This is a genomic window from Aliiruegeria haliotis, assembly GCF_003003255.1.
Classification (GTDB): Bacteria; Pseudomonadota; Alphaproteobacteria; order Rhodobacterales; family Rhodobacteraceae; genus Tropicimonas; species Tropicimonas haliotis.
In genome coordinates, this window is the sequence record NZ_PVTD01000001.1 from 242,117 (window position 1) to 262,496 (window position 20,380).

Consider the following 20,380-nt stretch of genomic DNA (forward strand, 5'->3'; position numbering starts at 1 on the left):
GCCGATGACCGCGCCGACCGTGTCCCGCGAGGTCGAAGCCTCGGGTCCGACCCTGACGGACCCGGTGGCGGGGCGTCGCGGTGCACCCGGGATGGCGGTCTCCGCGGGGGTGATCACCGGTCTTGACCTGCTCAGCCGGGCTTTTGCCTTCGCGTTGCTGGCCTTTTCCGGACCCCTGGCTGCCGGGCTCGACGCGGCCACGGTGCTCTTCGTGGGGAGTTGCGTGCTGGCCACTGCGCTCGGCCTGGGGTTCAGCGACGGGGACTCGGTTTTCGGAGCGGTGCAGTCGGCGCCTCTCGTGGTGCTTCTGCCCGCCCTCGCGGTGGCGCCCGATGTCTCCACGGCCTTCGCCATCCTTGGAGGAAGTGCCATTGCGACCGGCGCGGCAATGGCGCTGATGGCGCGGTTCGACGCCGGTCGCCTCGTGCGGCTTCTGCCCTATCCGGTGATTGCGGGCTTCCTTGCCGCTGCCGGTGCGCTGATGATCCTGGCCGCCGTGAAGATGATCGTACCCAACCCGGTGGAGGCGATCACCGCACCGGGTGCCGCGCTCACCGGCGATCGGGCCATCACCCTCGGCCTTGCGCTGGCCTTCGCCGGCGCGTTGCGGACTGGCGCGGCACTCCGGCCCGATTTCGGCAGTGTGGTGGCGCTGGTGCTCGGGATCGGAGCGTTTTTCCTCGTCCTCGACCTCTCTGGCATCGGTGTTTCGGGCGCGCGTGAGGCTGGGCTCCTCTCGCCTCCCCCGAGCGCCGCCGGGGCGGGCACCGGTCCCGGGCTTGCCTTCTGGGCGGAGGTGGACCTTGGTGTTCTGCGCGAGGCGCTGCCGCTGATGGCGGCCGCCGTCTTCATCGGGCTGCTCGGCCACCTGCTCAACGTCAGCGGCATCGAACTGGGGCTGAAGCGGGAGGTTCGGGCGTCGCGGGCGCTTGCCGGGACCGGCGCGGTGAACCTGCTGACTGGGGTCCTGGGGTGCGCGCCGAGTTTCGTCTCCTCCACCTCGACCCTGATTGCACGGCATCTTGGCGGGCGCAGCCGGGTCAGTGGCATCGTTGCCTGTGCGGTCCTCGTGGGCGGCATCGCGATCCGCCACGACGTGATCGCACTGGCGCCCCGTTTCGTCCCCGCAGGGCTGCTCCTTTTTGTCGGGTACGAGATCCTGGATCGCTGGTTTCTGGGCGAGGCCCGCCAGCAGAGCCGACAGGACCTTGCGATCATTGGCGGGCTCGTGCTCGCGACACTCATACTTGGCGTACTGCCCGCGATCCTCGTCGGTATCCTGTTGAGCTGCCTGTTTTTCGCCGTGAACTACGCCCGGCTGGAAACCGTGCGCGGTTTGGCCGACCTGTCGGTGCGCCGCTCCGCGGTGGATCGCGGCCCGGCAGAGACCGCGGCGCTCGACCGGGCAAGCGGGCGGGTCGCCACCGTGACCTTGCAGGGCTACCTGTTCTTCGGTTCCGTCGACAAGCTGGTGGCGCCGGTCCGCACATTGCTGGAGGGTCAGCCCCCGGTGCGGCAGGTGGTGCTGGATTGTGCCTCCGTGAGCGGCATCGATTCCGCTGCCGTCGCCACGTTTCAGAAGCTTGAATACCTCGCCAGCGCACATGGGGCGGAGATCACAATTGCCGGGCTTTCGTCGCGACTGGCGAATGCCGTTTCACGGCAGGGCGTTGGCGCCGCCGGCACCGCCCTTCGGCTGGCGGCCAGTGCGGACGCCGCATTGCAGGCCGCAGAGGCGCAGCTGATCCGGGAGGCCGGCATCACGGAAGACAGTGACGATGCCCGTTCCGCGCTGGTTGCAGCCTGCGGCGACGCGCAGATGGCGGCCTTTCTGCTGGACCGGATGGAGCGGCTGGAGATCGCCGAGGGCGCCACCCTTGTCGAAATGGGTTCCGGCTCAAGCGACGTATTCGTTGTGGACAAGGGGCGGATTGCCGTCATCGGGCGCCGCAGCGATGGCACCCCGTTCCGGATCCGGTCGTTCCGCCCCGGTGCTGTTCTGGGAGAGATCGCCTTCTATCTCCAGACCCCGCGCACCGCCGACCTGATCGCGGAGGCTCCCTCGGTGGCTTATCGTCTTGGGCCGGACGTGTTGGCGGACCTGGCGCGCAGCAACCCCGCCGCGCTGACCGTCTGGCACCGGATCGCCGCGCAGACGCTGGCCGACAAGCTCAGCCGTACCAACGAGTTGCTCCGGGAGGCATCGTCATGATCGACCCGACCCTTGCCGTGTTGTTGTTCCTGCTGCCGATCAAGCACTACCTTGCCGATTACCATTGGCAGACCTTGTGGATGATCGAGGGAAAGCGCCGCTATGGCGCGCCGGGAGGGCTGGCCCATGCCGGCGTGCATGGGGCGCTGACGGTGCCGGTGCTGTTGCTGGCTGGGATCGGCGTGGGCTGGGCGCTGGCGCTGGCCGCCACAGAGGCCGTGCTCCACTACCACATCGACTGGCTGAAGAAACGCGGCGATCTTGCGGGCACCCCCGGACCGGAAAGCAAGGCCTACTGGCGTGCCTTCGGCCTCGACCAAACGGCGCACTACCTGACCTATGCCGCGATGACCCTGCTGTGCATGGCGGTGCTGGCGCCGGTTGCGAGTTGATCCGGCGCCATTCGGCGTGAGGCTTGCGCTTCGGTGTCGCCGACGCCGCGACGCGTGCCGTCAGGGCCGGTTCCTGCCGAAATGCGTTTCGCGGGGCCTCAAGCGTCGCTACATCACGATGTTTTCGTAGCCTTCCAGCGAGAACACCTTGCGTGGCATCAGGCTTTCGTCGTCGGTCTCCGCGATCCGGCGCGCCAGCGGATCGGCATCGCGCAACGGGCCGAAATCGTAGCCGCTCATCGCCTCCAGGTCGGAGACGCGTACCTGGAAGGTCCTGAATTCGCCAAGGGCAAATCCTTCTGCCGATTCCGGCAGGCCCTGTTCGTTCAGCATCTGCTGTATCGCCGCCACTTGGCTCAACACATAGGCGGTTGTGTGCAGGCGGAGGATGCCGCCCGAGCCCTCTTCCTCGGCCAGCATGGTGACGACCTTGAAATACCTGAGCGGGATCGGTGCGCCGGTGTCCTTCAACTCCGGCTCGTCCTCGTCCGGCGACAGGATCGGCCCGGTGAAGACGCAGGCCTTGAAGCCATGGGTGCGGGCATTGCCGAGGATGTAGTTTTCCAGACCCAGCCAGAGCGCCGTGGAGCGGTTGAAGGCCGCATGCTGCGGGGCGGCCACCGTGTAGTGGAAGCTGTCGTCGTTGGAGCGTTTCGCCTGTTCGTCGCTGTCACCCCAGTTGGTGGCCGCGCGGCGGATCAGGTGGCCCCTGTCAATTTCGGGATGGTCGTAGTCGGCCTTGCCAAGCTGAACCGCCTCCGGCAGTCGACCGTCGCTGTACCACTTGTCATTGCCACGTTTCTGGGGGCGGCTCCGGGCGCCATCGAGGTTCAGGGCCGCCAGCAGTGCGGTTTTCCTTGTGCCGCAGTATAGGATGCCGAAGTTCTGGTAGCGCAGCTCGAAAGGCCGCTCGGCGGTGGCATCCGATGGGGCGGTGAGCGGGAAGGCCAACGGGGTCACTGGCAGCGGCACCGGTGCGACCTGAAGGAACTCGGGGTCATATCCTTCCCGTCCCGCGAAATGTGCCGCGTCATGGTCGCCGTCCGGTCGTTCGGGCATGGCCAGTTCCGTTCCGGGCACCGCCGTGGGCCGCGCCCCGTCCAGAACCGCTTGCAGCGTGGCCGCACGCACGGCCGAGTTGCCCTGTTGGTAGCGGCCGGCATAGTGCAGCCCGACCACCTTGCCACTGTCGAGCGAGATCACCGGCGAGCCGGAATTTCCGCCGAGCGTCGTGCAATCATGGCCGAGGATCGTTGCGCCGCCAGCCTCTCGCAGGAAGCCGGGCGAGAACCGTTTCACGTCATAAAGCCCTTTGAAATAAGCCTCCATGTGAGTGGGGTCGTTGCGCAGGGAATCCCGCGCCGGATAGCCGACGACGGCCACCAGTTCCTTGTCACTGCCGTCGTCAAGTTCCAGCACACGCAGCGCATGCGCGTCCGAACCCGGCTTGGCGATCCGCCCGATGGCGATATCGGCGGCGGCATCGTCGGCGAGATAGGTGAACTTCTCGATCTTGAAGAGCGCCGAGGAGTCCGGCCCCGCATCGACCTCCTCGACGAAGTCGATATTGGCCCCGTAGCGCGCGGCACCGGGGGCGAACATGAAGACACCCGCCCCGGAGGACGTGCGCCGCGCGACGATGCCGGCGACATGGCGGTTGGTGGCGATCAGCAGGTGCGCGGTTTCCTCGCCGACGACCCAGCCAGTGCCGCCCCATTCCATGTCGTGATTGACGAACTCGATTCGCCCGATGGAGGGCAGCAGCGGCTCGACGGCCGTGATCCGCATGTCGACATCCGCAGGGAAATCGGTGCCCAGTGTCGTCTTGCCCTCGACCACGCCGCCGCGCACGACAAGCGGCGGGCGTCCGACAATCTCCACGATGGCCTCCAGAACCGTGGGCCGGACGCCCGCGGCTTCCAGTTGGTTCAGCGGCGTGTTCAGCATGTCCCGCGCTTCGTCGGCACTGATCCCGAGCTCATCCAGAACCGGAGGCGCGTTGTCCAGCGTCGCGCGAACACGATCCAGCCCGCCTACGTTTGCGATCCGCTCCAGGCGCCGGACACTCTCTGCGTCCCGAGCCGCGGTGTTGGCAATGTCATTCGGGCCTTGAGGGCCACCCGCATCGGTCATGTTCATCCTCCAATCAATTCAAGAAAACCGAAAAAATCCCCCGATCTGCTCGGTCGCCACTGGCCCCGCGCTGCAGTCCCATGGCCAAGGTTGCGTAGCGGCGGTGTCGTCCGGCGACCGCGCGCGCCATAGGGTGCAAGACTTGCATCGGCAGCCGGAAGCGATTTCCCACAAACGGTCGCAGGTCGATCCGGTCCAGCAACCCGGTCGCTCCAATGTGGTTCACGGTGTCCGGCATCATCCTTTCCTTCACATGGACCGCTGGGCTTCGGCGCATCCGGGCACGTGCGGTGCTGTACGATCTCAGCCACGTCCAAAAACCTCTGCCGCCGGAACGCCCAGTTCCGACAAGGCCGCCACGGGACCTTGCAAAACGCTTGCAACACCGATGTCTTGCAGACGCTCCAACCGTTCGTGAAGGCTCGTGGCCCCGGCAATCTCCCCGTAGGGTCCGGCAAGACGTTTGCCGAGCATGGCGGGGGCAGGGGCGGTCGGTTCGTCCTCCGGCCCGGCCCAGATCCGCAGCGCCCGCAAGGCTGTGCGTTCAGGCTCGGGACCGTTCAGCAGCCGCCAGGCCCGTGTCTCCGCCTGGGCATCGAACGCGCGTTCCGGGATCCAATCTGCGGGCTGCCGGTCTCCGTAGCGCCAGAGCCCCGCGGCCGTCTGCTGCCAGCGCTCGGCGGCAACGGCCAGTGTCGGCAGTTCCGGGATCGGGTGGTAGAACGTGTATCCCCGTGCCCATTCGGAAAGGAGACCGAGGGCAATCAGGACTTCGAGGATATCCGTCGGCCGGTCGTTGACCTTCTCCAGCGCCTCGCCGATGCCGCCGACTTCGGGGGCGAGGTGTTCGGCCAGCTCTCCGATCACCGGCCGCAGATCGGCGAGGTCCTGAAGGACCTTGGCCTTGCCGCTGGCCTCCAACTCCGAGATCAGGGCGCGGATTGGCTCTGCGTAGGGATTGACCGGGGCAATGGCGAGCGCGGCATCGGCCTGCGCGAGGCCCTTGGATCCGGACTGGCCAAGGGCGAAAAACAGTCCGAATTCATTGCGTTGTGCCTCGGCCCGGTTCTGCATGTCGACCGTCGTCGACTGCGGGGCGTTGGGCATGAAGGGCGCGGCGACGCCAAGCGCATCGGGAACCGAGAGCGCCTCCGGGCCCGCCACCGCCATCAGCACGAAGTCGAGCGCGCCGCCCTGCAAGCCGACACGCCCGGTCGCGGCATGTGCCTCTTGCGCCGTGGCCAGAAATACTTCGTCTTCGGCCAATCGCTCGGCGAGCGCATCGGTACGGAACTCGGCCCAGGCCTCCAGCAGCATCCGGCCGGTCAGGTGGGAATCCAGGGCCAGCGCGGCGCGCAGCGTGTGCTCGCTCAGCAGCTCAAGCAGGATGCCCGCCATGGACCATTGCCCGCTGCGCCATTGGTGGGCAAATGCCAGCAGCCCGGCCTCCCCCTCGGCTGCGAAGGGCCGGGTGAACCGGCTGCGAAGAAGAGCGGAGGCCTCCCGTCTGTCGCCGCTCTCCAGCAACACCCGCAAATCCTCGATGTCGCGGTCAGACGGCGCATCGGTGCCCGGCGCGGGCTCGACCAGAAGCAGCTCTCCCACCGCACTTTCCGGGTTGGCCGCAATCCAGTAGGCCGTCTTCCTGCGCCGTTTGCGCCGGGCGGTGGACGTGTGGGCAGGTGCGGTGTCCTCTTCCGTGTCCACCGTGGAGCGTGCCCCGCGCGAGCGTTCACCGCGGGCTTGCAGGACCGCGTCGAGCGCCGGTTCTGGCAGTTCCTCGATGAGGTCTTCGGCCATCCGCTGGGCAACGGCGGGATCGATCGGCGGCATCTCGCGGCCGTCGCGGGTCAGTTGCAGCCGATGATAGAGCGCGCGGGCGGGATCGCTTTCGGCATAATGGTCGGCCGCGCGGGCGTTGATCGCCGCGCAACTCTCGGCCCGCTCGCGATAGGTCAGCTCCAGGATCTCCTCCCGGGCGGTCTCCCGATGGGAAAGCCCGTCCGCCACCGATCCGTGGACCAGCCAATCCTGCCCCCGCAGCACCTCCAGCAGATCGCGGGCACGCTCCGCGTCGATGTCGACGCCAAGCGCGGGGCCGACGATCCGTACCAGCGCCTCGACGTCGAGCCGAGGCAGGATAAGTCCTTCGGCGGCGATCTCCCGGATGTCGGCCGGCACGCGGGACAGGATGGCGCGGTAGAGGAAGGCATTGTCGACATCTCGTATCTCGTCGTCGCCAAGCCCCTCGGCTTCCTGCACGGCCCGGGCCACGAGAATCACGCGTAAGGGATTGCCGTTGGAAAGCTGGATGATCCGGGGCCAGAGGTCCTCCGGCAGGCCCTTCTTGCGCAGGATCGCCTGCGTGATCTCCGCATCCAATGCGCGCAGCCCGATGAGGTCGCGCAGCCGCTTGTGACCGTCGCGGAAGATCGGCCCGCGCCCGGCCGAGATGACACTGACCCCGACGCGCCCGGCTTCGGCGAAACGGTCGAGATCCTCCATCAGCCGATCCACGAAGGTCGCGCCATGGCCCTGTAGCACCTCCATCGTGTCGAGTTGGAAAAGCAGCCGGTGCCCACCGGATTCCAGCATCGCGACCATGGCGCTCAGCATCTCGTAGGGCACCCGCATCTCACTGCCGGCGGCGCCGATCTCTGTCTGCCGGGTGGCGAAATCATAGCGCATCCTGCGCAGTTCGGCGGCATGTTCGGGCAAGGCATCGCCGATCTGGCGGGAGGTCTCGTCGAAGATCGCCTCGGTCGCGCCGGTGCGCAGCGAGGAGCGGTCGAAATCCAGCCGCACGGTGACGATGTCGTCCCGCTCCCGGCACATGCGGACGATTTCCTCCAGCAGGTAGGTCTTGCCGATGCCGGGCATGCCCTCGATGTGGAGCGTCGCCAGCGGGGCGTCGGTCTGTGGATCGTCGAGCACGGCCTTCACCTTGGCGATCTCCGCGTCGCGGCCGACGAAGCCTGGGCCGAGGATCTCGTCGGTGAGGGCGCGTTTGCGCAGCCGGTTGAGCGTGGCGCCAAGCGCCATCAGCTTGCCATGACCCGGTGCAGTGGGGCCGGCGCGTTCAAGCGTGCGCACAGTATGCTCAAGCGTCTCGATGTCCGGCGGGTCCATGACGATCGCCTCAAGCGCCGTATCGGCAAAGTCGCCTTCGCCGCTCAGCGCCTCCAGGATCTCGCCCTGCGGCGCATCCGCTCCGGGGGTGAAACCCGCGAGCGCCTTACGACGCGGCACCGGCCGCATGAGCCAACCCTCACCCTCGGGCAGGCCGCCCGCCTTTCCCGTCCGCGCCAGGTCCACGCAGGCTTCCCTCAGGGCCGACATCAGGTGCCCGCGCAACAGGACGTTGTCGGCCGCGCCGCCGGGCAGCACCTCGGCCAGGACTTCGCGCGGATCGAATGCCCCACGCAGGGCGGCGTTGCGGAACAGGCGGTCGCGCAGGTCGCGGAACTCGTCGGACATCTTCATGCGCCGTCTCCCATCCGCAGCTTCACCCGTTCGCGCACCCGGTCGACCGCCGTCGCAAGGGCGTCGCGGCGATAGGCGCCGGGGCGAGCTTCCTGCAGGCCATGGACCACCTGGTCGGTGAGGTCCTCCAGGATCGGTTGGTCGATATCGGCGGTCGGGGTCAGGTCGGCCAGCGCGCCCTTGAGCGTGACAAGAACGTCTTCGCGGGTGAACGTGCCCACCGGATCCGACAACAGCCCGGGGCGTCGCGCGGGGGCCGCATCCTCGATCCGCTGGAACAGCAGCGGTGCGAACTTGTACTCCTCGAACCCCGCCAGCACGATGCGCAGGTTCTTCTGCAAGGTGATCCAGTCCACGAGGTGTTCGATCTGGATCAGCGCGGTTTCGGCCAGTTGGCCCTCGTCCGGGGGCGGTTCAAAAAAGAACCAGTGGATCTGCCCGGCCTCAGCCGCCGCCGTGTCGAGCGCCCGGACAAGCCGTTCCGCGCGGTCGCGTTCCTCGGCCACCTTGCTGGTCTCCCCGGCACGCACGCCGGGGCGGGCCGCGTCCGCGGCATCCTCGCCCAGCAGCGCCCGTGCGATCGGATCGATCATTTCGGTCTGGCCCATCGCCGTCGGGATCTGGTGACAGACATGGCGTGGTGTCGGGCGGGCAGGGTCCTCTTGCAGCGCCAGGAAGGCGCGCAGGATGTCGAAACTGAAACTCAGCCCGGTCGTCCGCTCCCCCGGCAATCGCCGGACCCACAGCCCGCGCAGCTTTCCCTCGGGATGTTCGAGGATTTCGCCCAGCCCGAGGAAGAAATTCGCCCGTCCGATCACGAGCTGGCCGTCGATGTCCCCGTCAAGCGACCAGAGGTATTTCGGTGCCAGATCGCCGCCGAGGACACTGCGGAAGGCGGTGTCGCCGGCATAGAGTTCGAACGGCACCAACTGGCGCAGCTGGTCCACGCGACCCTGGTGCAGCCCGAGGAAACCGAAGTCGCGGTCGAACCCCGCGCCGCCCGAGGAGCCGCCCTCGGTGTCCACGTTGTGCAAGAGCCGCAACTCGCCGCCACCTCTGCGCCGCACCACCCCAGGGCAGAAGCCGCGCGCGGCGCCGTCGGGATAGTGCACCAGCGCAAAACGCCGGGTGCCGGTCCAGGCGATGGGCGGGTCGGGCAAGGGGATGCAGCCATGGATCCGGCCCACCGGTTTCACCACCTTGAGCAGCGCCACGTCGCAATGGGTCTGCCCCGCATCGGCGGGAGGGGGGCGCCCGGCATGTTCCTCGGGGTGCACAGGCAGCCACCAGGCGACATTTGCAAGGTGTTCCTGCCCGTTTGAATCCAGGATCGTGACCCGGGGCAGGTCAGCGGGATCGACGGCCTCGCCCCGTGTGTCGTGATCCTTCACGACATCGGTGAAAGGGGCAATCACGTGTTCGGCTGTCAGCACCATGCGCGGGCTGACAAAGGCGCCCGATCCCGCGACGTGGCCGGCGACCTTGATCCGGCAGCGGAAAGCCTTGGCGCGGGCGGCGAAACGGGCCAGCGCGTCGAAGTCGAAGTCCGCATCTTCCGGCGCACCGAGCGTTTGGGTGGCGACATGGGCGACGATGGCGTCCCAGATCTCTGCAAGGCTTGCAGGGGGCTTCAGATCGACGCCACGGGCCCGCAGGAAGGAAACGAAGTCGTTCTTCACCCCGGCCTCGTTCAGGATCGCCAGCAGGAGATCCGTCACATCGTCGTCCGGGCCGGCGAGCTCGGTCAGGCCGTCGAGGTTCATCGGCAGGTCGGGATTGGTGAACAGCGCCGCAAGCGCCCGGTCGACGAGGGCGGCGTGGCCCTCGACGGCGGGTCTCAATCTGGCGACGGTCAACAGCATACCGTGGCTCCCGACCTCAGAGCCCGAGCGCCGCGCGCAGCGCCGGCTTGCCGGAGAGGCGACCGGCGAGGCCATCGCTCGGGGCGTCGCCCGGCAGAATGGCTTCCTCCGCGAGGCCCTCCAATGCGCGGGCGCGGGCGCCGCTGCGATAGCTCATCCACAGCATCTCCTGCGCGTAGTCGGCCATGCCGGGGTCCAGTTCGTTCACCGCGGCCTCGTCGACACCGGCAAGATGCGCTTGCAGGATATTGAGCGTCGGCTCGGTACTGTCGGCGGGGTCGCCAACCCCTTCCGTCGCCGGTGGCAAGGACGCGTCCAGCGCGGCTTCGGCGTCGAGCACACCGGCGCCCAGGGAGGTCGACCCACCCCAGGCGGATGGCGGGGTCATGGCGGCGGTGGCGCAATGCACCCACATCGCCTGCACGGTCGTGTTGCGGGCCCGCGCCTCGGCCAGCAAGGCCCCGCGGCCGCCGTGGCGCGCGACCCAGAGCGCGGCAACACCCGCGGTCATGGACGTCGCCAGCGTCGTGCCCTGACTGGCGCGGATGCCGTTGCCCGGGTCGGAGGCCCGGTTCTTCGCCGCGCCCCAAACCTGTTCGCCATAGGCCGAAAAGGTCACTTCCGGGCCGCGCCCGGTCTTTGCCCAAGGGCGCAGGTCGGGCCGAAGCGCCGCGACGGCGGTGCAGATGCCGAATTGCGCGTAGGCCGCTGGAAAGACCACCCTTGGCCAGCAGTTTCCAGCCGCGCAGGTGATGACGCAGCCCGCGCGCACGGCGGCGCGCAGGGCGGCTTCGGTGCTGGCGACGCGGGTCGGTCCGCCAAGCGCCATGGAGATCACGTCGGCACCGTTGTTGGCGGCATGGACGATGGCGGTGTGGATGCGCCGCTGCGTTGCGTCGACCACCGATTTGATGGCGCGGATCGGCATCACCTTGGCCGCGGGCGCCGTGCCCGTGACCGCGCCCGGCCCGCCAGTGTGCCCGGCGCCGTTCACCGTCCCGCGCGACGCGATGACGGAGCAGACGAGCGTTCCGTGGCCGGGGTGCTTCATGAACCCGGTCGAGAAGCGGTCCCGGGCATCATTGCCCCCCTCGACAAGGTTCACCTCGCCCTGGGTGGTGATCACGCCGGACAGTTCGTTGTGATCGCTGTAGCCGGTGTCGATCACGGCCACCACGGCGCCGGCGCCCTGCCCGTGGGTCCAGGCAGCGGGGGTGTTGATGCGCGGATGGTGCCAGCCGAAGGCCAGCGAGTTGTCGCGCGGCGTCTCGCACAGGCTGAACAGGCTTTCCCTGTCGCCCACGGCACCGACATGATCTGCCCCATAGAGGCTGTCGGGCAGCACGGCGTTGGCCTCCTGCGCCTCCATCGCACTGCGCAGGCTTCGGGCGAAGTCAAAGATCTCGCGCTCCTGGCCTTTCGGGGCGATGTCGGGGAAATCGACGAAATGATACCGGTCGCCCTCCGGCGTGAAGGCGGCCGCGACCGTCGCCACCGCCCCCGGCAATGCCGCGCGCAGCCGTGCCTCGACCGTGGACTGGGGCAGGGGGGCTTCGTAGACAAGTTCGATCGACAGCGGGTCGGTTCCCGTCGGTACGGAGCCCTTGTCGAGGGCGTCGTATTCAACCTGTGCCATCAAATCCTCCCGGCTGCGGCGTTGCGTGGTCGTGGGGCAAAGCGTGGGATGCGGACAGGCCGGACGGCAGGGAGGGCCCCGTCAGCGGGCGGGGCGGTGTCGGCCAGTTGAAGGGACGGACCGGACTGGACATGAAATACCTGTCGTAAAATGTTGCTGTCGCGCAAAAAGAGATGCATCAAGCCTACCTCACTTTCGAGGAATTCTCAAACATCGCGAAGCAGGCGGGTATGCAGAAAGGCACATCTCTTGGCTCGTGACATCGGCGCGTGGCTATGGGGCCAGGGCAGTCGGGCCGCACAGGCGCAGGCTACGGCGCATCAAGATGCGCCGCCACGACACGATCCTGCAGGCGGCCCGGGCGGCGCACAGGCGCGCTTGCGCGATCGACAAGCGCCAGGCGCCACCCGGCTTGACCCGTGCCATCCATCTGCGGACGGTTTGCACCGATACGCCGAAGGCAGCAGCCACCTCGGCAACGCTCCGCCCCGCACCGATCTGGTCCCCATTGCAGACCGTGTGACCGGCATTCTGATGCGGTGTGCTCAGCCTTCCGGGTCTTCGGCGTGAGTCTGACGTTTGTTGTCTGGCCCCACCTCGGATGAACAGCCGACCGAGACGTCACCCCTCAGGGTGCGGCCCGCTCCGTTTGCTTGCCGGGGCGTTCGCAACGCATATCCCCTGATCGCCAAGGTGGGCACGGTGTTGACCGCTTACGGTTCGGGAGCGACGCGGGCGCGCGCGCGCCCCGCGGAAGTGGGGCAGGCGCCCGCTGCCGGTTTCGCGGACGAGACCGAAGCGGGCGGGCAGATGGCCAACCACCGCGGCCAGCCAGCACTCGGAAACGGAACGCACTTCCTAGGGCAGTGTTTCCGGAGGACGGGGACACCGTCATGTACACAACGGCTACCCGGCCGAGATCCGGTCGATCACTTCCCTATTGCGATGCCCTCGCGACGCGGGTCGGCGCCTCCTGCCAACCCGGTCGGGCGCACCGCGATGGCATGCAGACCGGAGTTCAGCGCGCGCAGGTTCGTCTTGAACCCCATTTCGTCCAGCCGCGTCGCCAGGCCCTCTGCCTCGGTCCCTTCCTCGATGTCGTAGGTGCCGAAACGGTTGACGAGATGCGGCATGGCGAGGGCCGGCTGCACGCCCATCTTCCAGTCAAGATGCGCGATGATGGCCTGCGCCACGTAGCCGATGATCCGGCTGCCCCCGGGAGAGCCGATGACCAGCCGGGGCCGTCCGTCGCGCAGCACGATGGTCGGCGCCATGGAAGAACGTGGGCGCTTCCCCGGCGCGACACGGTTTGCGATCGGAACGCCGTCGGCGTGGCTCTTGAAGGAGAAGTCGGTCAGCTCGTTGTTGAGCAGGAACCCCCGCACCATGAGGCGCGAGCCAAAGCCGTTCTCGATCGTCGTGGTCATGGACAGCGCGTTCCCATAGGCGTCAATGATGGAGATGTGGGAGGTGGAGGGGAACTCGATGCTCTCGTCGTCGGCCCAGAGCTGTGCATGGTCCCATTCCGGCGCTCCCGGTTCGACCTCGGGCAGGGCTTTGCCGCGCTTGAGCAGTGCGGCGCGGCTGGCGAGGTAATCCGGGGCGAGCAGCCCTTCGGCGGGAACGGGCACGAAATCGCTGTCGGCCATGTAGCGTCCACGATCCGCGAAGGCGAGCCGGGAGGCATCGCCGATCAGCCGCCAGGCATTGGGCGAGTCGGGGCCCATGCCGGCCAGGTCAAACCCTTCGAGAAGCCCGAGGATCTGCCCCACCGTCAGCCCGCCCGAGGACGGCGGCCCCATGCCGCAGATGTCGAAATCCCGGTAGTCGGCGCAGACCGCCGGCCGTTCGATGACCTTGTAGAGCGCCAGATCCACGGCGGAAAGTTCCCCCGGCGTGGCGGCTTCGCGCACCGTGGTGACGATATCGCGCGCGATCTCCCCGGCGTAAAAGGCGCCCGACCCCTCGGCGGCGATCGCGCGCAGCGTGGCCGCGTAGTCGGGGTTCCGAAGCCTGTCTCCCGCGCGGATCGGCTGCCCACCCGGCATGAAATAGGCCGCGGTGGCGGGTGCGCTCTGCAACCGTTCCTGATCGCCATCAACAAGCTCGGCGAGGCGGGGGGAGACACGGAAACCCGTTTCCGCAAGCTCGATTGCTTCGCTGAAGAGCCCGGTCCAGTTGGCGCGGCCCCAGCGCCGATGCGCCTCCTCCAGCAGTTTCGGCGTGCCCGGCGTGCCGACGGACAGCCCGCCGACCACGGCATCCCAGAACTTCAGCGGCTCGCCGCCGGCGTCCTGAAACAGCCGTGGCGTGGCGCCCAGCGGCGCGGTTTCGCGGGCATCGAGGGTTGTGAGTTCGCCGGTTTCGCCGTCGTACCAGACGAGGAAGGCGCCGCCGCCGAGACCGGAGGATTGCGGTTCAACCAGCCCCAGCACTGCCTGCACTGCAACCATCGCATCCGCCGCCGAACCGCCGTCGCCAAGGACCTTCGCCCCGGCCTGCACGGCGAGCGGGTTGGCGGCGGCAACCATCCACTCTTCTGCCTTGACGGACTTGTTGTCCGACTTCACGCGAAAGGCCGCCTCGGCCTCGGGCGAGAGGCCTTCGAAGGCGGCAGGCAGGCGCGTGGCAGCTTCGGGGGCAACGCTGTCGGCGGCGTCCTGCGCCCCGGCGGGCACGGCGCAGAGCAAGCACAGAAATGCCGGTGCGATCCATCGGGTCATCGGAAACTCCTTTTGTCTGAAAACGGGGGAACCGGGACAGGCTACACCAGTGCCCGTTCTCGCCGAAGAGGAATGTGCCGATCTCCCCCTCGCGCCCCTGGACCGGACGATTGCCTCAGCGGGCGCATCTCGGAAGTGAGAAGTCCCGACGTGACGCAACTCTTGGTCTGAAACGGCAGGTATGGACGGTGCAGAAAGCACTGCCGGTACCGGTCGCTACCCTCGACGGCAATCCCCCCGTCCGTGGCCTGAAAGACGTTCCTGCCCGAAAACCCCGGCGGGTCCTTCCATTCCCGATTGGCGCATCTGCTTTTCCCGACTGTGCTCTCCGCCCGACAGGCCGAGTCTTTCTGCGCACACTCGACTTTGACGTTGAACGCATCGACCGCGTGCTTTCGCGGCCATATCCCCAGCCGCCGCTTTGGGTGGACAGGCGCCGGGTCTGACCGACCCGGCGCGTGCCTGGCAGTGCCGACCGTTGCTCAGGCCTTCGCACCTTCGTGGGCCGCCAGCACCGGTTCGACCTTTTCGAGGGCGGCGAGGATGCGCATGGCCACCGTGGGCGCGTCCGGACCTGGGGTGTAGGCATGCGAGACATGGGCGGCACAGAGCGTGCGCGCCGTGCCCCACCTGTCGGCCACTCCTCTTGCCCAGTCGCGAAACGCCGCCGCGCCGCCCGGTTTCAGCGCCTTTCCAAGTGTCGGATGGAAGGAGATTCGTTCGCCGATTCCGAGGCGTCGCATCAATGCGGGTGGCCGGATGAATGTCAGCGTGTCGTCCACGTGAATTGTGCCGGATTCCGGGTGATAGGCGAGGACCGAGGCGAAGTGCACCTTTTCGTTCGCGGAAACGAAGTCGACGCCTTCGGGAACCGAGAACGCGAGATCGGTGCCGAAGATCTCCGGCACTTCCGGCCCCTCGCTCAGTTCCGGTTCCCAGGGCAGGGCGGGCCACACGGCCCGGTGGCGCTCCGTTCCGTAGAGTTTCGCATTGGGAAAGTCGTGGTGCATGGCCTCGCAATGCAGGGTGTGGAATGGGTGCAGGTTGATGATCGCGTCCACCGCCCGGCCGCCGTCCGTCAGCGCATGGACCTCCGCCTTCTGTGTCGGGGTGAGCGTCCAGGAATCAAGCAGCACGAATCCGCCGTCGGCGCGTCGGACCAGAGAGGCATGTGTCCCCAGGTCCAGCACACCGCCCACCTTGAAACTGCCGCGGATGTTCCAGAAGTCCTCTGAAATCTGGATAGTGGTGTCGCTCATGGCGGGCTCCGAAGTCGATTGCCGGTCTGCTCGAACCTGGCTCGAAAGCACACATCGTCCACCGTTGTCCGGCCTGCCGTCGCGGCACTTGCGCCCTTCCACAGAGAGGTGTGGAAGCACTACTGAGGCAGAAGCGAGCGGTTGCACAGTTCACACCTCGCTTGCCACGCACAGGACGTCAGCGTGTAGGGGAAAGTACGATAGTGCAGTCAATGCATTGCGCGGGTCGCGACGAGGACCGGATTGCCGCGCTCACCCCGCGCATCGCCTGTCGACGCACCCCAAAGGAGCCTTCGTAGCACGGCGTGCGGTATGCGTGAGCCCTGCATGCCAAACGGAGCGTATCGAGATGTCGCAGATCTCTGTTCCGGGCCGTTTGCGCAGGACCGGCACAAGGCGCAGCGCTGAGCGCATTCCCGCTGCTGGTACAGACCGCACCGCGCGCCCTTTGCACGCCCGCGGCCAATATTGCTGAGGGCGGCAAAACCCCCTTGCGGTGTCCCGTCCGGATCGGTAATAGGCGCGTCACCGGGTGATTAGCTCAGTGGTAGAGCGCTTCGTTCACATCGAAGATGTCGGGGGTTCAAATCCCTCATCACCCACCATCTTTTCCCGGAGTGCCCTGATAGACCCGAGTGTTATGCGCGCTTTGGGTTTGCAAACGATGCACCTGCTGGCATCTCGTTCCTGAAGACGCTCGTCAGCTTGGGTGCCCCCGCATCAGCAATGTGATTGCGCCAGATCATACTGGTGCCGCTGAACGGCCCGGAATCGGTGCGTTCCAAACCCTGCGAAACTGTCCGACAGGTCTTGGAGATCGGTGTGGCGGATTGCATGCCTGGCCGTGTCGCCGGCCAGGTCTTCCGGACCGGTGGGTAGGTCGGCGGGATCCTGTCTTCGGGGCGGCGCCTCAGCCCTCTGGCGCTTTGCCGGAGGGGGCGTCCGCATCGCCCACTCCGCCCTTGTAGAGGCGTCCGGACTTGTACTCTCCGATGGCGAAGCGAACGAAAACGCCGATCACGGCCGCCACGGGGACGGCGACCAGCATGCCGACAAAGCCGAAGAGCGAACCGAAGACAGACAATGCGAGCAGCAGCCACACCGGGTGCAAGCCCACTGAACTGCCGACCATCTTCGGTGTCAGAACGTTGCCTTCGATCATCTGGCCGGAGAAGAAGATCCCGGCAATGATCGCGATCATCGTCCAGTCGCCCCAGAACTGGAACAGCGCCAACCCGATGGCCAGCGTTCCGCCCACAAGCGAGCCGATGTAGGGAATGAAGGTCAGCGCTCCGGCGAAGGCGCCGACGACGACACCAAAGTCGAGCCCGGCGAACAGCAGCCCGAAGCTGTAGTAGGTTCCAAGTAGGAAGCAAACCATGGCCTGCCCGCGGATGAAACCGGCGAGCGTGGCGTCGACATCGGCGGCGATCTTGCGGATCGTCGGGGCGTGGTCGCGTGGCAGCAGGTCGTCGATGCGGGCGACCATCCGGTCCCAGTCGAGCAGAAGGTAGAAGGCCACGACCGGGACAATCACAAGCAACATCAACAAGTTGACGAATCCGGAGACAGAGGTCAGTGCCCCCTCCAGAAGCTGTGCGCCCTTGGAAGAAACCATTGAGCCGATGGAGGCCAGCGACTGCCGGATGGTGGATTCCGAATCCCCCAGGGACGGGAAGCGCCGGGTCAGGAACTCCTGAAGGTTGCTGGCAAGGTTCGGGATCGCGACGAAAAGCGCGTGGGTCTGCTCGATCAGGGTCGGGATGATCAGCAGGATCGACAAGACGAAGACAAAGATACCCAGCACCGTGATGATCGTGACGCCGAGAACGCGGGACAGCCCCTTGGCCTCGAACCAGTCCGCCACCGGGTCCAGCAGGTAGGCGATGGCAGCTCCGAGCACGAACGGCAGGATCACGTCCCCGAGGAACCACAACAGCGTAAAGAGCGCCGCGGCCACGGCGCTCCAGATCTTCACTTGTGAAGGGGCGGACAGGGACATGAAACTTCCTTTTGTGCTCGGTGTCGCCCGTGTCGATGCCATTTGCAAGCAGAAGGCGTCGTGGCGTGGCCATTCCAGCCGAATGTCCCGTGCCGTCTGTCCCGGCCTGACAAAACGCCGGCAGGTGCCGATTGCCGGCGCAAGGTGAATGACATGGGAACCCGGTCGATCCGGTCACCGTGGGGCGGTTGCCGAAGGGCCGTTCCTGCCCTTGTGTGCCCGGGCTGTTCCGCCGCGTCTTGTGCTACCCCTGCCAATCGCCTAGACCGGCGGGCGTTTCCAGAAGCGAGAGATCCGCAATGCGCCTGAGCCGTTACTTTCTGCCCGTCCTCAAGGAGACGCCCGCGGAAGCCCAGATTGTCAGCCACCGCCTCATGCTGCGCGCTGGCATGATCAAACAGATGAGTGCCGGGATCTATGCCTGGCTGCCGCTCGGCTTCAAGGTGCTGCGCAAGATCGAGGACATCGTCCACCAGGAGCAGATCCGCGCCGGGCACGTCCCGGTCCTGATGCCGACCTTGCAATCGGCGGATCTCTGGCGCGAATCCGGCCGTTTCGACGGCTACGGGGAAGAAATGCTGCGGATGCAGGATCGCCACGGACGCGACATGCTCTATTCGCCGACCGCCGAGGAGATGTTCACCGACACCTTCCGCAGCTACGTGAAGTCCTACAAGGACCTGCCGCTGACGATCTATCAGATCCAGTGGAAGTTCCGTGACGAGATCCGCCCGCGGTTTGGCGTCATGCGCGGCCGCGAGTTCCTGATGAAGGACGGCTACAACTTCGACCTGACGAAAGAGGCCGCGCTGCACGCCTACAACCGTCATCTGGTCAGCTACCTGCGGACCTATGAGCGCATGGGCCTTCAGGCGATCCCGATGCGGGCCGAGAGCGGTCCGATCGGCGGCGATAACACGCATGAGTTCCTCGTGCTGGCCGAAACCGGCGAGAGCGGCGTTTTCTACGACAGCGAGATCACAGACCTGACGTTCGGCAACCGTGACGTGGATTACGACGACGTGGAGCAGTGTCAGGGTGTGCTGGAGGAGTTCACCTCCCGCTATGCCCGCACCGACGATACGCATGACCAGGCCGCATTCGAGGCGCAGGTGCCCGAGGAGCGCCGCCGCGAGGCCCGTGGCATCGAGGTTGGCCAGATTTTCTATTTCGGCACCAAGTATTCCGAGCCGATGGGCGCCACCGTCACCGATGCCGAGGGCAACAAGGTGCCTGTGCACATGGGCTCGCACGGCATTGGCGTCTCGCGGCTTCTCGGCGCGCTGATCGAGGCTAACCACGACGAGAACGGCATCATCTGGCCGGAAGGTGTCACACCCTTCCATGTCGGCATCGTGAACCTCAAGCAGGGCGATGCGGCAGCGGATGCGGCCAGCGAGGACCTCTACAAGGCGTTGACAGCAAAGGGTCTGGAACCGCTCTATGACGATCGCAACGAGCGCGCTGGCGGCAAGTTCGCGACCATGGACCTGATCGGCCTGCCCTGGCGGATCACCGTCGGTCCGCGCGGGCTCAAGAACGGTGTGGTGGAACTGACCTGTCGCCGCACCGGCGAGAGCGAGGAACTGGCTCCGGAACTGGCGGTTGAGCGCGTGGCAGAGATCTACGCGAGCGTCTGACACCGGCATACGGTCTTGCAATTCCCCCGACACCGGAGCTGACGCCACGCGGCGGGCGCCCGCGCAGGCGCCTGTCCCGGGGCGCCCGTCCTGCGCATCGATGCCTGTCCGGGTTCGCCGTGCCGTCTCAAGGGAGTGTTCGTCCGGCGTGTTCCCGCAAGTCTTCAATAGTGTGAATTTGTGCACAGATTGTTTCGGCGGCCCAAATCGTTAACATTTTTCTTCCGCCGGGCGTACCCGGCGGTCTAGACTTTCGCGAAGCCGGTTGTTCTGGATGTTGGAGTAGAAGGTGAGACACGTCCGCGAAATTGCTGCTGCCATGGCACTGACAATTGCCGCGGGGACGGCGGATGCGTCCGTCGTCGGCGCACTCGGCAACGGTGTTGGTCTTGGATCGTCGGCGGGGCAGGATTTCCAGATCGGCATCACGGAAGATACGCGGGTCCAGGGATGGGACGAGGCGCAGAACGTCACCGTTGCATCCAACTCGGTTCGGGTGGACTACCTTCTGGGGTCGAACTTCGCCCATGGTGACAGCCTGACCGGCCTGTCGACAGTGAGCCCGACGCCGCAATACCTGCCGGCGGGAACCTACGCCAGCGACCTGATCCGCTACGATCCTGTCGGGGCGGCAGGGTCGACCTCCGGCGCCACGTTCACCTTCGGCGGAGAGATCATCGGCATCATCGTGTCGAACTACGGTTCCGCTCAGCTTCTGGCAGCCTCGGACAGCGTGTTTGGGCTGGCGGTGGCCTTTGACACCTTCGTGCCGGCGTCGCTTCCCGCGGGCACGGGCCGGCGATCGGAGGATGAGGACCGGTTCAGCGTGGCGGCCTCCGGAACCCGGATCACGATCGGCGCAATGGGGGCCAGAGGCGGCCACATCGACGAAATCCGGGTGATCACGGCGGCACCTGCGCCGGTTCCGGTTCCCGGCGCCGGGCTTTTGCTGCTTGGCGCCATCGGCATTCTGGCCGCGCGGCGTCGGAAGGCCTGAGGCAACGAACACCGCCCGCCGACCCTGACTGCGTGTCGCGC

General features: G+C 66.8%; 14 protein-coding genes and 1 tRNA gene. 6 read left to right on the plus strand and 9 right to left on the minus strand.

The window, feature by feature from the left end:
- The first annotated feature begins 4 nt into the window (after positions 1 to 4).
- A complete protein-coding gene (locus CLV78_RS01075; protein WP_106202926.1) occupies positions 5 to 2,212 on the plus strand; it encodes a SulP family inorganic anion transporter in 2,208 nt (735 codons plus the stop codon).
- On the plus strand, positions 2,209 to 2,604 hold the full coding sequence (locus CLV78_RS01080) for a DUF3307 domain-containing protein (protein WP_106202927.1): 396 nt from the start codon (positions 2,209 to 2,211) through the stop codon (positions 2,602 to 2,604). The genes CLV78_RS01075 and CLV78_RS01080 overlap by 4 nt, the downstream gene beginning before the upstream one ends.
- 108 nt (positions 2,605 to 2,712) lie before the next feature.
- Here CLV78_RS01080 and CLV78_RS01085 read toward each other — a convergent pair whose 3' ends face one another.
- The 8 genes from CLV78_RS01085 to CLV78_RS01120 form a co-directional block, all read right to left on the minus strand.
- On the minus strand, positions 2,713 to 4,737 hold the full coding sequence (locus tag CLV78_RS01085; RefSeq protein ID WP_158263391.1) for a DNA/RNA non-specific endonuclease: 2,025 nt from the start codon (positions 4,735 to 4,737) through the stop codon (positions 2,713 to 2,715).
- Positions 4,738 to 4,750: 13 nt separating this feature from the next.
- Entirely contained in the window at positions 4,751 to 4,975 is a 225-nt protein-coding gene (locus tag CLV78_RS01090; protein ID WP_106202929.1) for a hypothetical protein, read from the minus strand.
- A gap of 65 nt (positions 4,976 to 5,040) precedes the next feature.
- Positions 5,041 to 8,220: an ATP-binding protein gene (locus CLV78_RS01095; RefSeq protein ID WP_106202930.1), complete on the minus strand. Its 3,180-nt coding sequence runs from the start codon at positions 8,218 to 8,220 to the stop codon at positions 5,041 to 5,043.
- Positions 8,217 to 10,082, minus strand: a complete 1,866-nt coding sequence (locus CLV78_RS01100; protein WP_158263392.1) for a trypsin-like serine peptidase — start codon at positions 10,080 to 10,082, stop codon at positions 8,217 to 8,219. Before CLV78_RS01100 ends, CLV78_RS01095 begins: the two co-directional genes overlap by 4 nt.
- A 16-nt stretch (positions 10,083 to 10,098) precedes the next feature.
- Positions 10,099 to 11,718: a S8 family peptidase gene (locus tag CLV78_RS01105; protein WP_106202932.1), complete on the minus strand. Its 1,620-nt coding sequence runs from the start codon at positions 11,716 to 11,718 to the stop codon at positions 10,099 to 10,101.
- Between the two features lie 273 nt (positions 11,719 to 11,991).
- Complete coding sequence (locus tag CLV78_RS24885; RefSeq protein WP_146136639.1) at positions 11,992 to 12,327, minus strand: helix-turn-helix domain-containing protein; 336 nt, start codon at positions 12,325 to 12,327, stop codon at positions 11,992 to 11,994.
- A gap of 320 nt (positions 12,328 to 12,647) precedes the next feature.
- On the minus strand, positions 12,648 to 14,441 hold the full coding sequence (gene ggt, locus CLV78_RS01115) for a gamma-glutamyltransferase (RefSeq protein WP_106202934.1): 1,794 nt from the start codon (positions 14,439 to 14,441) through the stop codon (positions 12,648 to 12,650).
- Positions 14,442 to 14,923: 482 nt separating this feature from the next.
- Entirely contained in the window at positions 14,924 to 15,700 is a 777-nt protein-coding gene (locus CLV78_RS01120; RefSeq protein ID WP_106202935.1) for a hypothetical protein, read from the minus strand.
- Between the two features lie 530 nt (positions 15,701 to 16,230).
- Between CLV78_RS01120 and CLV78_RS01125 the strand changes: the two genes are divergently transcribed.
- Positions 16,231 to 16,305, plus strand: a tRNA-Val gene (locus CLV78_RS01125).
- 305 nt (positions 16,306 to 16,610) lie between these two features.
- On the opposite strand, the gene CLV78_RS01135 is transcribed toward CLV78_RS01125, so the two are convergent.
- The gene (locus tag CLV78_RS01135) at positions 16,611 to 17,702 is read right to left on the minus strand and encodes an AI-2E family transporter (protein ID WP_106202937.1); all 1,092 of its coding nucleotides are present in this window, start codon (positions 17,700 to 17,702) and stop codon (positions 16,611 to 16,613) included.
- Between CLV78_RS01135 and CLV78_RS23760 the strand changes: the two genes are divergently transcribed.
- The 3 genes from CLV78_RS23760 (at position 17,701) to CLV78_RS01145 (ending at position 20,339) form a co-directional block, all read left to right on the plus strand.
- On the plus strand, positions 17,701 to 17,850 hold the full coding sequence (locus tag CLV78_RS23760; RefSeq protein WP_158263394.1) for a hypothetical protein: 150 nt from the start codon (positions 17,701 to 17,703) through the stop codon (positions 17,848 to 17,850). The genes CLV78_RS01135 and CLV78_RS23760 overlap by 2 nt on opposite strands.
- 151 nt (positions 17,851 to 18,001) lie before the next feature.
- A complete protein-coding gene (gene proS / locus CLV78_RS01140; RefSeq protein ID WP_106202938.1) occupies positions 18,002 to 19,342 on the plus strand; it encodes a proline--tRNA ligase in 1,341 nt (446 codons plus the stop codon).
- A gap of 289 nt (positions 19,343 to 19,631) precedes the next feature.
- Positions 19,632 to 20,339, plus strand: a complete 708-nt coding sequence (locus tag CLV78_RS01145) for a hypothetical protein (protein ID WP_146136615.1) — start codon at positions 19,632 to 19,634, stop codon at positions 20,337 to 20,339.
- Positions 20,340 to 20,380: the final 41 nt, after the last annotated feature.